Below are 13,224 nucleotides of genomic sequence, written 5' to 3' on the forward strand. Positions count from 1 at the left end.
TCCGGGAGCGACCCGGGAGCGGCCGTTGGCGGCCGGTGCGGGATACGTGTCCGGCGTCTCGGGGGTCAAAACACCCAAAACCTACCTAAGCTGTAGAAATGGGTGGAGAGGATGCCCGGCTGCGGGCCGTGGTTTCGCTGGCACAGGCCATGGCCGCGGCCCACACGCCGCGCGAGTCCTGGCGCGCCGCGGCGCTCGGCGCGCGCGACGCGCTCGGCGGGAACTTCGCCGCGCTCTCGGTCTGGGAGCGTGAGCTGGGGCGGCTTCGGGTCCTGGTGAACGAGGGCGAACGGGCCGACGGGGAGGAGGAGTTCCCCGAGGACGAGACGTACCCGGTGCACCAGTTCCCCGAGATCACCGAGTTCCTGCACGAGCGCTGGGCGGGCGGCGGCGAGCCCAACGCCTGGGTCGAGACCGCCGTCGCGCCGCCCGAGGGGGATGCGGGCTACTGTCACGTGGGGGTACCTCCCAGCGGTAGCTGGGGGAGGGTGACCGCGCTGCGCCGTCGCGGCCGGGGCTGCTGTGTGGTCGCCCCGATCGTGCTGCACGGGCGGGCCTGGGGCGAGCTGTATGTGGCGCGGCCCGTCGGCGTGCCCGTCTTCGACGCGGCCGACGCGGACTTCGCCACCGTCCTCGCGTCGGTGACCGCCGCCGGGATCTCCCAGACCGAACGCCTCGAAGAGGTGCGCCGCCTGGCCTTCACCGATCCGCTGACCGGGCTCGCCAACCGCCGCGCGGTGGACATGCGCCTCGACGAGGCGATCGAGCGGCACCGGGTGGACGGCTCGGTCGTCAGCCTCGTGGTGTGCGACCTGAACGGCCTCAAGCGCGTCAATGACACGCTCGGCCATGCGGTCGGGGACCGCCTCCTCGAACGCTTCGGCTCGGTGCTCTCGCTGTGCGGGGCGATGCTGCCGGGGGCGCTGGCCGCGCGGCTCGGCGGCGACGAGTTCTGCCTTCTGGCGCTGGGGCCCTCCGCCGACGAGGTGGTCGCCGTGGGCGAACAACTCTGCCTGCGTGCGGGGGAGTTGGAGCTGGGTGAGGGTGTCGCGTGCGGGGTGGCCTCCACGGGGGACCCGATCGGCGAGGTGCGCTCGGCCCGCCGCCTCTTCCGCCTCGCGGACGCGGCCCAGTACCGCGCGAAGGCCGCGCGCTCGGCGAAGCCGGTGGTGGCGGGGCGGGACGGGGCGGTCCTGCGGCTCGCCGACGCGCCGCCGTCGCCGCCGCACGACCGCCGCCGCTTCCGTGGCCGGGGCTGACGCCCCGCCCACCCCTCGCCCCGGGGTGCCCCCGCGCCCCCAACCCTGCCCGCCCCTCGCCCCGGGGTCCCCCCGAACCCCCAACCCCGCCTGCACCTCGCCCCGGGGTGCCCCCGAACCCCCAACCCCGCCTGCACCTGCGGGCCGCACGTGGCCGTTCGCGCAGTTCCCCGCGCCCCCAACCCCCTTCTCGTCTGCGGGCCGTGCTCGCTTCTCGCGCAGTTCCCCGCGCCCCCAGAAGCCTCGGTGCTGGCCGGCAGAGGCACCTTCAGCCTGTCCGGCGTTTGAGGACGAGCGCCGTTCAGGCGCGAACGGGGTCTGGGGCGGAGCCCCAGGGTCGCTTCAACCCCCGGAGGGTTTAGGGAAGGGGCGGGGTGGGGGCGATCCCGGGGTCTGGGGCGGAGCCCCAGGGGGCCGGGGTCCGCGACCCGGAGGCACCCGGAGCTAGTGACACTCGGCGATTCAATCCGTAGGGTGCTGAATATGGATATGCACACTGTCGTGGTGGGGACCTCCGGCACCACCCCCGAGGACGTCATCGCCGTGGCCCGCGACAACGCGAAGGTCGAGCTCTCCGCCGAGGCGCTCGCCGCCCTCGCCCGCGCCCGCGAGATCGTCGACGCCCTGGCCGCGAAGCCCGAGCCGGTGTACGGCGTCTCCACCGGCTTCGGCGCCCTCGCCTCCCGGCACATCAGCCCCGAGCTCCGCGCCCAGCTCCAGCGCAACATCGTGCGCTCGCACGCGGCCGGCATGGGCCCGCGAGTGGAGCGCGAGGTCGTGCGCGCGCTGATGTTCCTGCGCCTGAAGACCGTCGCGTCCGGGCACACCGGGGTGCGCCCCTCCGTCGCCCAGACCATGGCCGACGTGCTGAACGCGGGCATCACCCCCGTCGTCCACGAGTACGGCTCGCTCGGCTGCTCCGGCGACCTCGCGCCGCTGTCGCACTGCGCCCTGACGCTGATGGGCGAGGGCGACGCGGAAGGCCCGGACGGCGTCGTGAAGCCCGCGGGCGAGCTGCTCGCCGCGGCCGGCATCGAGCCCGTCGAGCTGCGCGAGAAGGAGGGCCTGGCCCTCCTCAACGGCACCGACGGCATGCTCGGCATGCTGTGCATGGCCATCGCCGACCTGAAGAAGCTCTACACCTCCGCCGACATCACCGCGGCCCTCTCCCTCGAAGCGCTGCTCGGCACCGAGAAGGTGCTCGCGCCCGAGCTGCACGCCATCCGCCCGCACCCGGGCCAGGGCGCGTCCGCCGCCAACATGCTTGCCGTGCTGACGGGTTCGGGCCTGACGGGCCACTTCCAGGAGGAGGAGGCGCCGCGCGTCCAGGACGCGTACTCGGTGCGCTGCGCCCCCCAGGTCAACGGCGCCGGGCGCGACACCATCGCGTACGCCCTGACCGTCGCCGAGCGCGAACTGGCCGCCGCCGTCGACAACCCGGTGGTGCTGCCCGACGGCCGCGTCGAGTCCAACGGCAACTTCCACGGCGCCCCCGTCGCCTACGTCCTGGACTTCCTCGCCATCGCCGCCGCCGACCTCGGCTCGATCGCCGAGCGCCGCACCGACCGGCTGCTCGACAAGAACCGCAGCCACGGGCTGCCGCCGTTCCTCGCCGACGACGCCGGTGTGGACTCCGGCCTGATGATCGCCCAGTACACCCAGGCGGCCCTGGTCAGCGAGATGAAGCGGCTCGCGGTGCCGGCCTCCGCCGACTCCATCCCGTCCTCGGCGATGCAGGAGGACCACGTCTCCATGGGCTGGTCGGCCGCGCGCAAGCTGCGCACCTCCGTCGACAACCTGGCCCGCATCATCGCCGTCGAGATGTACGCGGCGACCCGCGGCATCGAGCTGCGCAAGGGCCTGACCCCCGCGCCCGCCTCGCAGGCGGCCATCGCCGCGGCCCGCGCGGCCGGCGTCCAGGGCCCGGGCCCCGACCGCTTCCTCGCGCCCGACCTGGCCGCCGCCGACGCCTTCGTACGCGAAGGCAAGCTGGTCGCCGCCGTGGAGACGGTGACGGGCCGCCTCGCCTGACCCGCCACCCCCGCGAACAGCGCGAGGGCCGCCCGTGATCGCGTATCCCGGGCGGCCCTCGCGCTGTGGGGCACTCCCTTACGCCGCAAGGGAGTTGGGGAGTGCCTCGATCACGTCGGCATCAGCAGAGACGCGATCTGCGCACCGAATACGTCACGAACCCCGCCCCGAGCCCCAGGAACAGCGTGCCGCCGACCAGGTAGGGGGAGGTGTTCGCGCTGCCCGTGTCGGCGAGGGCCAGCGGGCCTTCGGCGGGGGCGGGGGCGGCCCGGTACGCGGAGGGCGCGGGGGGCGTCGAAGGGTGTTGCTCGTCCGTCGCGTTGGCGGACGGAACGAACCAGAGGGCGCAGAGCAGGGTGCCGGCCGCGGTGGCGGTGAGCAGGGGACGACGAGCGACGGACAAGTGAGCGATCCCCTTGCGAGTACGTCGAATTGGCGGGATGCGCTGATGCTAGTGAAAGCAGCGGGTCGCGGGAAAGTCGAGAATGGCTTGAGCCCTACGCTCCCCGCATGAGCGAAGAAGAGACATCACGGTATGTGCGCCTCCGGGTCGATTTGGTCCTGGAGATCCAGGACGCGGACGAGCTGGCGGCGGCCGCACTCGCCCGCATCGCCGAGGACCCCGCGATGCGACCCGAGGAACGTACGCATGCCGAGGCCGCGGTGCGGGAAGACGGAGCGGAGGCCCTCGCCTACCTCGTGGACCCGGTCGACCTCGTGGAGGCGCTGCCGGGCGCGGACCTGGTCCAGGCCTCCTGGAGCAGCGAGCGGGTCGGTTACGACCCCGAGGACGAGGAGTGGGACCTCGACGAGGAGGACGGCAACGACGAGGACTGAACGACGAGGACCGATCGGCGACGACTGAACGGGCACGCCGGGCCGAGCGGAGTTCGTGGTGGGACGGAACGCCTTGTGGCGATCTTGTCCGTCCCGCCCCGACCCGTCCTCGGACGCGTGGTGTGCCCCACATTCACCCCCGCTGCGGAACCGGAACGAGCAGTCTGATGTTCTAGACGTGATGACTTGCGGGGGGACGGCAACGATGGAGAAGCGTGTGAAGACGGAGAGTAAGCGGCGCAAGCAGGGTCTCGCGGCGGCGTGCGCGGTGCTCGGCGGCGTACTGGTCCTTTCTGCCTGCAACGGTGGCGGCGACAAGGGTGCCAAGGCCGACAGCTCGTCATCGGCGCAGGCCGCGGCCGACAAGGCCGCCGAGAAGGACACCTCGGACGCCAAGATCACCATCCTGCCCAAGAACGGCGCCGACAACGTCGGCATCAACAGCGACACCAAGGTCACCGTCGCCGACGGCAAGCTGACCGAGGTGACGCTGACCTCGGCCGACGGCACCAAGGTCGACGGCAAGATATCCGCCGACGGCCTGAGCTGGGCGCCCGCCAAGGCCCTGAAGCGTTCCACCTCGTACAAGATCACGGCGACGGCGGCGGACGCGAAGTCGCGCCAGGCGCACGAGAACGCCTCCTTCAGCACCGTCTCCCCGAAGAACAGCTTCATAGGCAACTTCACGCCCGAGGACGGCTCGACCGTCGGTGTCGGTATGCCGGTGTCGATCAACTTCGACAAGGCGATCACCAACAAGAAGGGCGTGCAGGCCAAGATCACCGTCTCCTCCAGCTCCGGCCAGGAGGTCGTCGGCCACTGGTTCGGCTCGCAGCGTCTCGACTTCCGGCCGCAGGACTACTGGAAGGAGAACTCGACCGTCACCATGAAGATGGATCTGGACGGCGTCGAGGCCTCCAACGGGATCACCGGTGTCCAGGAGAAGACGGTCACCTTCAAGATCGGCCGCAACCAGGTCTCCACCGTGGACGCGAACACCCACACCATGACCGTCACCCAGGACGGCAAGACCGTGAAGACCATCCCGATCTCCGCGGGCTCCCCCGAACACCCCACGTACAACGGCCAGATGGTGATCTCCGAGAAGTACAAGGAGACCCGGATGAACGGTGCGACGGTCGGCTTCACCGACGACGACGGCAAGGGCGAGTACGACATCAAGGACGTGCCGCACGCCATGCGCCTGTCCGCGTCCGGCACCTTCATCCACGGCAACTACTGGGGCGCCAAGTCCATCTTCGGCAGCGCCAACACCAGCCACGGCTGCGTCGGCCTGTCCGACACCAAGGGTGCCAACGACGACGGCACCACGGCCGCCTGGTTCTACGACCACTCCATCACCGGTGACGTCGTGGTCATCAAGAACTCGCACGACAAGACGATCCAGCCGGACAACGGCCTCAACGGCTGGAACATGAGCTGGGACCAGTGGAAGGCCGGCTCCGCCGTCTGACCGCTCCGGCACCTGCTCGGCTCGGGGGCCCTTCGGGGCCCCCGCGGCTGTTCCTCAGGCCGTCCGGGCCGGCTGGTCGGCGCTCCAACTGCCCAGCAGCCGCAGCGACTCCTGCGACGCGGAACCCGGCTCCGCGTGGTAGGTGACCAGGGACAGGTCGTGCGCGTCCGGCAGCTTCAGCGTCTCGTACGCCAGCGTCAGCTCGCCCACCACCGGGTGGCGCAGCCGCTTGACGCCATGGCCCTTGTCGGCGACCGTGTGGGCCGCCCACATCGTGCGGAACTCCTCGCTCTTGACCGACAACTCGCCGATCAAGGACGTCAGTTGGGGGTCGTCCGGATAGCATCCGGCACCCAGCCGCAGCACGCTCACCATGTCGACGGCCTTGCTGTGCCAGTCCACGTACAGCGAGCGCGACGCCGGATCGAGGAACACCTGGCGCGCCAAGTTCCTTTCCTGCGGCGGCAGTTGGGACATGTCGCCGAACAGGGCCGCAGCCATCCGGTTCCAGCCCAGGATGTCCAGGCGCGGGCCCACGATGTAGGCGGGCACGCCCTCCATGGCGTCGATCAGCTGCTGGAGCGCCGGGCGCACCTGGTGGGGCTTGCAGGCCGCGGCACGCTTCTTCTTCGCCTTGCCCTTCGCCACGTGGGTGAGGTGGTTCTGCTCGGTCTCGCTCAGGCGCAGCACCCGCCCGATCGCCTCCAGGACCTCCACCGAGACGTTCTGCGCGTTGCCCTGCTCCAGGCGCGTGTAGTACGCCACCGACACCCCGGCCAGCTGCGCCAGCTCCTCCCGGCGCAGCCCCGGCACCCGGCGGTGGCGCCCGTGGTCGGGCAGCCCCACGTCCTCCGGCTTCAGCCGGGCCCGGCGGGAGCGGAGGAATTCACTGAGTTCGGCGCGCTGGTCCATGACACCCCAGTATCCGCGCCCGGAGGTGTGGGCGTACGACCAGAAGCCTGACCCTGCCAGTAGTACGCACGCTGGTCGTAGGCAGAACAGGGGCCTGGGTGGCCGGCGGAAACTCGGGCAGGCTGGACCGCGTACCCCAAAGATCTGAGGAGACCGGCACATGACCACCGTCGCCGCCTACGCCGCCCCCGCCGCCAAGGCCCCCCTGGAGCGCACCACCATCGAGCGCCGTCCGGTGGGCCCGAACGACGTGCTCATCGACATCAAGTACGCCGGTATCTGCCACTCCGACATCCACCAGGCGAACGAGGGCTGGGGCGAGGCCATCTTCCCGATGGTGCCCGGCCACGAGATAGCCGGTGTGATCACCGAGGTCGGCTCGGACGTCACCAGGTTCAAGGTCGGCGACCGCGCGGGCGTCGGCTGCTTCGTCGACTCCTGTGGGAAGTGCGAGGCCTGCCGCTCCGGGCAGAACCAGTTCTGCGAGGACGGCGTCTCCACGTACAACGCCATCGGCCGGGACGGCAAGCCCGCCTACGGCGGATACTCCACGCACATCGTCGTGGACGCGGACCACACCCTGCGCATCCCCGACAGCATCCCGCTGGACGTCGCGGCCCCGCTGCTGTGCGCCGGCATCACCCTGTACTCGCCGCTCAAGCGCTGGCAGGCGGGCCCCGGCAAGAAGGTCGCCATCCTCGGGCTCGGCGGCCTCGGCCACATGGGCGTCAAGATCGCGCACGCGATGGGTGCCGAGGTGACCGTGCTCAGCCAGACGCTGCGCAAGAAGGACGACGGCCTCAAGCTGGGCGCCGACCACTACTACGCGACCAGCGACGAGGACACCTTCCAGCAGCTCGCGGGCTCCCTCGACCTGATCGTCTCCACCGTGTCCGCCCCGCTGGACCTGGGCGCGTACCTCTCGCTCCTGAAGGCCGGCGGCGCGTTCGTGAACGTGGGCGCCCCCGAGGAGCCGAACTCGCTCAACATGTTCGGCCTCATCGGCGGCAACAAGATCCTGGCCGGCTCGATGATCGGCAGCATCGACGAGACCCAGGAGATGCTCGACTTCTGCGCCGAGCACAACCTGGGCGCCGAGATCGAGCTGATCCGCGCGGACCAGATCAACGAGGCGTACGCGCGGGTGCTGGCCAGCGATGTCCGCTACCGGTTCGTGATCGACACGGCAACGATCTGACCGCACGAACCCGGACCCCGATCCGGGCCCTGCCCCCCGGCACGTCCGGGCTCCGCCCCGGCCAGTCCGGGCATTGATCACGGCCCCGGAGGCACCCCCCTGCCTCCGGGGCCGTTCGCGTGCCCGGTCCGCCCGCCCCCCCATTACCTCTGGGGTAATCGACCCGGCCCGGCGGCCCTGGACATGATCGGACCGTTCGTACGGAGGAGCGTCACCAGGAGGACACCATGACCGCGTACGCCATCGGCAACCTGCGCCCGCCGGCCCGCCCGCACGAGGAGGTCTTCACCTACATGGAGCGCATCCAGCCCACCCTGGACCCCTTCGACGGCCGTTTCCTGGTGCACAACGCACCGCTGGAGGTACGCGAGGGCGAATGGCCCGAGGCGCTGGTCATCATCGGCTTCCCGACCATCGAGAAGGCCAGGGCCTGGTACGACTCGCCCGCCTACCAGGCCCTGATCCCCCTGCGTGCCGACCACATCCCGGGCGATGTGGTCCTGGTCGACGGGGTCGGCCCGGACTACGACCCGGGACGGACGGCGGCGGCACTGCGGTCATCGGCTGCCGGATAGACCCGCTCGGCAGGCAACAGGGCCCGGGCGGCGTCGAGTTGGCCGTCCCGTACGAGCGCGTGGACGCGGTGTGCGAGTGGGGTCACATCGCGGATCCCGACGATCCACTCGTCCGCGTACCGCCGCACCGCGCTTCGACTCCCGCCGCGTCCGCGCCCCCAATGGCTGGGTGGCGGGGGCTGGTGGCATGTGCCGATCCGCCGCTTCGGCACGACTGTCCGGGGCGCTGTGGGGGCGGGTCCCGCACCAACCCCGTTAGGGGCGCGGGGAACTGCGCGACCAGCCCCGCACGGTCCGCGGCTGAACTCGCATACGCGGGAGCGGTGGTTTTCGGCTCGCACAGGCGTAGGGGGTGCTTCCGCATGACGTGAGTTCGGGTGCGGCTCCGTCGGGGGCCGTTCGCGCAGTTCCCCGCGCCCCTGCCGGGGCTGGGGTGGGCCTCCCCTGCGTGCTCTGGCAGGACCGCTGCGGCTAGCGAATATCGGCGGCCCTGTCGCCCCGGGGGAGCAGGGCCGGGGCGGCGGGCGGGGCTAGTGGCGCCGGGTGCGGCCCGGATGGGGATGGTGGCGGATCTCCACATCCGCGTCCGTGGCCGCCGAGAAGTCCCCCCGCCCGCGTGCGGCCCGCCGCCGTACCGCCATCTCCGCACACACCGCGCACCCGGGCGCGGGTTTCGGCGGCGCGTGCGGAAGCCTCAGGTGCACGGGTCCCCCCATGGTCGTCCTCGGATCGCTCACGCCTACCGCCCATCCGCCCGAACAGCTCGTACCCGAGCCATTCACCCCGACGACCGGCCCGCCCGCGACCGCCCGACCCCCTTCGCCGCACAACGTCACCCGTCCACGCGGCCGGGCTACTCCAGGAAGGGCAACCGGGGGCAGCAGGAAAGCGGGGCACCGGCGTCATGCCGGTGCCCCGCAGTCGCTTCGGAGGGCGTCCTCAGCCCTCGGCCCTGGCCACACCGATCGGGCAGGAGACCCCCGTGCCCCCGATCCCGCAGTACCCGGCCGGGTTCTTGTCCAGGTACTGCTGGTGATACGGCTCGGCGGCGTAGAACGTGCGGCCCTGCGCGGGGAGGAGTTCCGTGGTGATCGTGCCGTAGCCCGAGCCCGTCAGGACCTTCTGGTAGGACGCGCGGGAGGCCTGGGCGGTGGCTTCCTGGGCGGGGGTGTGGGTGTAGATCGCGGAGCGGTACTGGGTGCCCACGTCGTTGCCCTGGCGGAAGCCCTGGGTCGGGTCGTGGTTCTCCCAGAACACCTTCAGGAGCTGCTCGTACGAGACGAGGGCGGGGTCGTAGACCACGCGCACCGCCTCGGTGTGGCCGGTCAGGCCCGAGCAGACCTCGTCGTACGCGGGGTTCACCGTGCTGCCGCCCTGGTAGCCGACCAGGGTCGTCCAGACGCCCGGCGTCTGCCAGAACTTGCGCTCGGCGCCCCAGAAGCAGCCCATGCCGAAGTCCGCGACCTCCAGGCCCGCCGGGTAGGGGCCGGCCAGCGGGTTGCCGAGGACCGTGTGCCGCGAGGGCAGGGTGAATTCGGGCTCCGGGCGTCCCTTGAGGGCCTGCTCGGGGGTGGGCAGCTCGGGCGTGCGGCGGCCGAAGATCATCGGGGGCTCCTCGGAAAGATTGGTTGCCCAGGGGTAACGCGCCGGGCCGCCCGGAGATTCCGGGGCCCGGGGGTGGGTGCGGGCCCGAATCCCGAATGCGGGTGCGGGTGCGCGCGGGCCGGGCGTCGGCGCGGTAGCAGTAGGGGAGCTACGGGGCCGCTACGGCCGCCGCAGCGTTGCCGGGCTGCCCCCGTTCGCCTCGTACCCCGCGACCGCGAGCGCCCGGCACACGGCGTACGTCGCCGCCGGGTCCTCGGAGACCGTCCAGGGGACCGCGCCGACATAGCCGTCCAGGGCGACGAACTGGTCCATCGACTCCGCCCAGCGTTCGCCGCGCACCAGGAAGAAGACGAGGAGGTGGCGGACCAGGGGGAGCACCGGGTCGTCGGCGCGGGCCTGGTGGACGGCGTGCAGGGCGCCCTCCATCGCGCGGCTCACCACGGCCGTGCCGAAGAAGTCCGAGACGAGGACGACATCAGGGATGTGCTCGTACACCGCGAACAGGGGGAGCGCGGAGAGCAGGGAGCCGCGCGGGGCGCGGGCCGCGGCCGCCGTCGCGAACTCGTCCGCCTGGGCGCGCGAGCCGTGCCACTTCTCGCAGTGGTAGTGCAGGGCCGCGAGATGCGCGCCCATGTGGTGCGGGGCGCGGTCCATGACCTTGGCCCACAGCTGGTCGAACTCGGGCCGCGGATAGGCCAGTCCACGCGCCACCGCGAGTTCGGTGATGTACGGGACCGGGTCGCCCGGGGCGAGCAGCGCGGCCTCGCCGCAGACCGTGCGGGCCTCCTCCAGGATGATGCGGAAGTCGTCGTGGCCGACGGACGAGGACCGCCAGGCCTGCTGGACCAGGAACTCCGCGTGCACCTGCGCCGCGCCCGCGTCCTTCGGCGCCTCGGAGCGCCACTTGCGCAGCCAGGCCCCGCCGACGCCGGGGCGCTGGGCCAGTTCCAGGGAGGCCGCGCCCGCGAAGGCCTGGACGCGCTGCCAGCGCCGCTCGCCCTCCTTCGGGGTCTCGGCGAGGAGGCGCTGGGCCGGCTTCCAGTCCTGGGTGTGCTGCACCACCGCGAGCACGTCGAGGAGGTCCTGGTCGGGGCCGGGCATGCGGACGTCCAGCTCCTCCTGGAGCGCGAAGCCGTAGGCCGCCGGGTCGGCGGCGTCGGGTGAGCCGGGCCGTGCCAGCTGGATGCCGCCGCCCCGGCGGAACACGAACCGGACGACGAGCGCGGTGAGTGCGCCCAGCACGAGCAGCGTCCACAGAATCTCCATGTCCACCAGCGAACCAGACCGCGCCCCGATGTGGCGAACCCGACCGTGCGGGACCGCCCGAGGATGGGGTGAACGGGGTGAGCCGACGAACTAGGCTCGGGGCCATGAGCCACGAGCACCTCGACAAGAGCTTCGAGACCATCGCGATCCACGCGGGCAACACCGCCGATCCGCTGACCGGGGCGGTCGTACCGCCGATCTACCAGGTCTCCACGTACAAGCAGGACGGCGTCGGCGGTCTCCGCGGCGGCTACGAGTACAGCCGCAGCGCGAACCCGACGCGGACCGCGCTCGAAGAGAACCTGGCGGCCCTCGAAGGCGGCCGCCGCGGCCTCGCCTTCGCCTCCGGGCTCGCCGCCGAGGACTGCCTGCTGCGTACGCTGCTCGCGCCCGGTGACCACGTGGTGATCCCGAACGACGCCTATGGCGGCACGTTCCGCCTCTTCGCCAAGGTCGTCTCGCGCTGGGGCGTCGAGTGGTCGGTCGCCGACACCTCCGACCCGGCGTCGGTGCGGGCCGCGATCACCCCGCGCACGAAGGTCGTCTGGGTGGAGACGCCCTCCAACCCGCTGCTCGGGATCACCGACATCGCGGCCGTCGCCGAGGTCGCCTCGACCGCCGGCGCCAAGCTCGTCGTCGACAACACCTTCGCGAGCCCCTACCTCCAGCAGCCGCTGTCGCTCGGCGCGGACGTCGTCGTGCACTCCCTGACCAAGTACATGGGCGGGCACTCGGACGTCGTGGGCGGCGCGCTGGTCACCAACTCGGCCGAGATCGGCGAGGAGTTGGCGTACCACCAGAACGCGATGGGCGCGGTCGCCGGGCCCTTCGACTCCTGGCTGGTGCTGCGCGGCATCAAGACGCTTCCGGTGCGCATGGACCGGCACAGCGAGAACGCGGGCAAGGTCGCCGAGATGCTGACCCGGCACGCCAAGGTCACCCAGGTCCTGTACCCGGGGCTGCCCGAGCACCCCGGCCACGACATCGCGGCCAAGCAGATGCGGGCCTTCGGCGGCATGGTCTCCTTCCGCGTCGAGGGCGGCGAGCAGGCGGCGGTGGACGTCTGCAACCGCACGAAGCTGTTCACGCTCGGTGAGTCCCTCGGCGGCGTCGAGTCGCTGATCGAGCACCCGGGCCGCATGACGCACGCCAGCGTCGCGGGCTCGGCCCTGGAGGTCCCGGCGGACCTGGTCCGCGTCTCGGTGGGCATCGAGAACGCGGACGACCTGCTCGCCGACCTCCAGCAGGCGCTCGGCTAGGGAGTTGTCACAGCCCGTCGACGGGTGGCGTCACCGTGGACGGTGGCGCCACCCAGGGCTGGACCGTCGCGGCCCACACCGCGAAGACGATCACGGCCGCCATGAGCAGCAGCCACATCAGACGCCGTGCGATACGGCGCCGGTGCAGCATGCGAAGGCCCAACTCGGCCGCGCGGTCGGCGAGTTCGACGGGCACGACCGGGTGGGCCCCGCTCTCCAAGAGGTGGCGGACCTCGGCGGTCTTGCGGTCGGGCGTGCTCATACGGCCTCCCGTGCCGGAATCCCGGGCCGGTTCACGTGGCCGCCTCGGGGGCCGGGGCGGCCGGTGCGGGTGGCGCGGGCGGGGTGCTGCGCATCGCGGTGACCGCCCGGGTGCAGATCGCGCGGACCCGGTCCACCGGCAGCCCGACCGTCGCCGCCGTCTGCTCCTCGGCGACGCCTTCGTACAGGCGCAGGACCAGGATGAGGCGTTCCTGCGGGGTCAGCCGCGCCAGGAGCCCGGTTCCGGCGGCCGGCCGGGGCAGGCCGGGGACGGCGGGCCGGTGGTGGCGCCAGGCGGTGCGGGCGAAGCGGGCGGCGAGTTCCTGCCGGGTCCGGTCGTACGGGTCCTCACCGCGCAGCCGGTCCCAGCGGGCGTACGTCTCGGCGAGGGCGGCGGTCAGCAGGCGCCGGGCCCGCGGGTTGGCGTCGACGGGCTCGGCGGTCAGCAGGGTGGCGGCATGCAGCAACCGGCCTCCCGCGCCCGCCACGAATGCCTCGAACTCCCGGGTGCGGCGGCGGTGTCGGGTGGCGTACCGCTCGCGCATGA

The 13,224-nt window shown here is 72.1% G+C and carries 13 protein-coding genes and 1 pseudogene; 7 read left to right on the forward strand and 7 right to left on the reverse strand.

Going from position 1 to position 13,224, the window contains the following annotated elements; all coding sequences use genetic code 11:
• Window positions 1-98: 98 nt before the first annotated feature.
• Together CG740_RS10650 and hutH are read left to right on the forward strand one after the other, a co-directional pair.
• Window positions 99-1,259: a GGDEF domain-containing protein gene (locus tag CG740_RS10650; protein WP_100574803.1), complete on the forward strand. Its 1,161-nt coding sequence runs from the start codon at window positions 99-101 to the stop codon at window positions 1,257-1,259.
• Window positions 1,260-1,748: 489 nt separating this feature from the next.
• Window positions 1,749-3,290: a histidine ammonia-lyase gene (gene hutH / locus CG740_RS10655; protein ID WP_100574804.1), complete on the forward strand. Its 1,542-nt coding sequence runs from the start codon at window positions 1,749-1,751 to the stop codon at window positions 3,288-3,290.
• 121 nt (window positions 3,291-3,411) lie between these two features.
• Here hutH and CG740_RS10660 read toward each other — a convergent pair whose 3' ends face one another.
• Window positions 3,412-3,693 (reverse strand): LPXTG cell wall anchor domain-containing protein, encoded by a 282-nt coding sequence (locus tag CG740_RS10660; protein ID WP_100574805.1) that lies wholly within the window; start codon window positions 3,691-3,693, stop codon window positions 3,412-3,414.
• Between the two features lie 107 nt (window positions 3,694-3,800).
• On the opposite strand from CG740_RS10660, the gene CG740_RS10665 reads away from it, so the two are divergent.
• Window positions 3,801-4,127, forward strand: coding sequence for a hypothetical protein (locus CG740_RS10665; RefSeq protein WP_159030267.1), 327 nt, complete (start codon window positions 3,801-3,803; stop codon window positions 4,125-4,127).
• Between the two features lie 205 nt (window positions 4,128-4,332).
• Window positions 4,333-5,601 carry a L,D-transpeptidase gene (locus CG740_RS10670; RefSeq protein ID WP_100574807.1) on the forward strand — a complete coding sequence of 423 codons (1,269 nt, stop codon included), beginning with the start codon at window positions 4,333-4,335 and terminating at the stop codon, window positions 5,599-5,601.
• A gap of 54 nt (window positions 5,602-5,655) precedes the next feature.
• On the opposite strand, the gene CG740_RS10675 is transcribed toward CG740_RS10670, so the two are convergent.
• Window positions 5,656-6,513: a helix-turn-helix transcriptional regulator gene (locus CG740_RS10675; protein WP_100574808.1), complete on the reverse strand. Its 858-nt coding sequence runs from the start codon at window positions 6,511-6,513 to the stop codon at window positions 5,656-5,658.
• A gap of 160 nt (window positions 6,514-6,673) precedes the next feature.
• Here CG740_RS10675 and CG740_RS10680 point away from each other — a divergent pair, with 160 nt between their 5' ends.
• Together CG740_RS10680 and CG740_RS10685 are read left to right on the forward strand one after the other, a co-directional pair.
• Window positions 6,674-7,711: an NAD(P)-dependent alcohol dehydrogenase gene (locus tag CG740_RS10680; RefSeq protein WP_100574809.1), complete on the forward strand. Its 1,038-nt coding sequence runs from the start codon at window positions 6,674-6,676 to the stop codon at window positions 7,709-7,711.
• Window positions 7,712-7,938: 227 nt separating this feature from the next.
• Window positions 7,939-8,286 (forward strand): DUF1330 domain-containing protein, encoded by a 348-nt coding sequence (locus CG740_RS10685; RefSeq protein ID WP_100574810.1) that lies wholly within the window; start codon window positions 7,939-7,941, stop codon window positions 8,284-8,286.
• On the opposite strand, the pseudogene CG740_RS10690 reads toward CG740_RS10685, so the two are convergent.
• From CG740_RS10690 to CG740_RS10705, 3 genes and pseudogenes are all read right to left on the reverse strand, one after another.
• Window positions 8,235-8,420, reverse strand: a pseudogene (locus CG740_RS10690) (DUF4291 family protein); the annotation flags it as partial. The gene CG740_RS10685 and the pseudogene CG740_RS10690 overlap by 52 nt on opposite strands.
• Window positions 8,421-9,225: 805 nt before the next feature.
• Window positions 9,226-9,891, reverse strand: coding sequence for a peptide-methionine (S)-S-oxide reductase MsrA (gene msrA / locus CG740_RS10700; RefSeq protein WP_100574812.1), 666 nt, complete (start codon window positions 9,889-9,891; stop codon window positions 9,226-9,228).
• Between the two features lie 159 nt (window positions 9,892-10,050).
• Window positions 10,051-11,157 carry a hypothetical protein gene (locus CG740_RS10705; RefSeq protein WP_100574813.1) on the reverse strand — a complete coding sequence of 369 codons (1,107 nt, stop codon included), beginning with the start codon at window positions 11,155-11,157 and terminating at the stop codon, window positions 10,051-10,053.
• Window positions 11,158-11,261: 104 nt separating this feature from the next.
• Between CG740_RS10705 and CG740_RS10710 the strand changes: the two genes are divergently transcribed.
• Entirely contained in the window at window positions 11,262-12,416 is a 1,155-nt protein-coding gene (locus CG740_RS10710) for a cystathionine gamma-synthase (RefSeq protein ID WP_100574814.1), read from the forward strand.
• A 7-nt stretch (window positions 12,417-12,423) separates the two neighbouring features.
• Here the strand turns inward: CG740_RS10710 and CG740_RS10715 are convergent, their stop codons facing one another.
• A complete protein-coding gene (locus tag CG740_RS10715) occupies window positions 12,424-12,678 on the reverse strand; it encodes a hypothetical protein (protein WP_100574815.1) in 255 nt (84 codons plus the stop codon).
• Between the two features lie 31 nt (window positions 12,679-12,709).
• The gene (locus CG740_RS10720; RefSeq protein ID WP_199846401.1) at window positions 12,710-13,222 is read right to left on the reverse strand and encodes a sigma factor-like helix-turn-helix DNA-binding protein; all 513 of its coding nucleotides are present in this window, start codon (window positions 13,220-13,222) and stop codon (window positions 12,710-12,712) included.
• Window positions 13,223-13,224 lie beyond the last annotated feature (2 nt).

The organism is Streptomyces sp. CB01201 (assembly GCF_002803085.1).
GTDB lineage: Bacteria > Actinomycetota > Actinomycetes > Streptomycetales > Streptomycetaceae > Streptomyces > Streptomyces hundungensis.

What these genes read in the sequence shown, in the direction of transcription:
- CG740_RS10650 (WP_100574803.1), top strand. Translation starts at nt 99, where the DNA reads ATGGGTGGAGAGGATGCCCGGCTGCGGGCCGTGGTTTCGCTGGCACAG.
- hutH (WP_100574804.1), top strand. Translation starts at nt 1,749, where the DNA reads ATGCACACTGTCGTGGTGGGGACCTCCGGCACCACCCCCGAGGACGTC.
- CG740_RS10665 (WP_159030267.1), top strand. Translation starts at nt 3,801, where the DNA reads ATGAGCGAAGAAGAGACATCACGGTATGTGCGCCTCCGGGTCGATTTG.
- CG740_RS10670 (WP_100574807.1), top strand. Translation starts at nt 4,333, where the DNA reads ATGGAGAAGCGTGTGAAGACGGAGAGTAAGCGGCGCAAGCAGGGTCTC.
- CG740_RS10675 (WP_100574808.1), bottom strand. Translation starts at nt 6,513, where the DNA reads ATGGACCAGCGCGCCGAACTCAGTGAATTCCTCCGCTCCCGCCGGGCC.
- CG740_RS10680 (WP_100574809.1), top strand. Translation starts at nt 6,674, where the DNA reads ATGACCACCGTCGCCGCCTACGCCGCCCCCGCCGCCAAGGCCCCCCTG.
- CG740_RS10685 (WP_100574810.1), top strand. Translation starts at nt 7,939, where the DNA reads ATGACCGCGTACGCCATCGGCAACCTGCGCCCGCCGGCCCGCCCGCAC.
- msrA (WP_100574812.1), bottom strand. Translation starts at nt 9,891, where the DNA reads ATGATCTTCGGCCGCCGCACGCCCGAGCTGCCCACCCCCGAGCAGGCC.
- CG740_RS10705 (WP_100574813.1), bottom strand. Translation starts at nt 11,157, where the DNA reads ATGGAGATTCTGTGGACGCTGCTCGTGCTGGGCGCACTCACCGCGCTC.
- CG740_RS10710 (WP_100574814.1), top strand. Translation starts at nt 11,262, where the DNA reads ATGAGCCACGAGCACCTCGACAAGAGCTTCGAGACCATCGCGATCCAC.
- CG740_RS10715 (WP_100574815.1), bottom strand. Translation starts at nt 12,678, where the DNA reads ATGAGCACGCCCGACCGCAAGACCGCCGAGGTCCGCCACCTCTTGGAG.
- CG740_RS10720 (WP_199846401.1), bottom strand. Translation starts at nt 13,222, where the DNA reads ATGCGCGAGCGGTACGCCACCCGACACCGCCGCCGCACCCGGGAGTTC.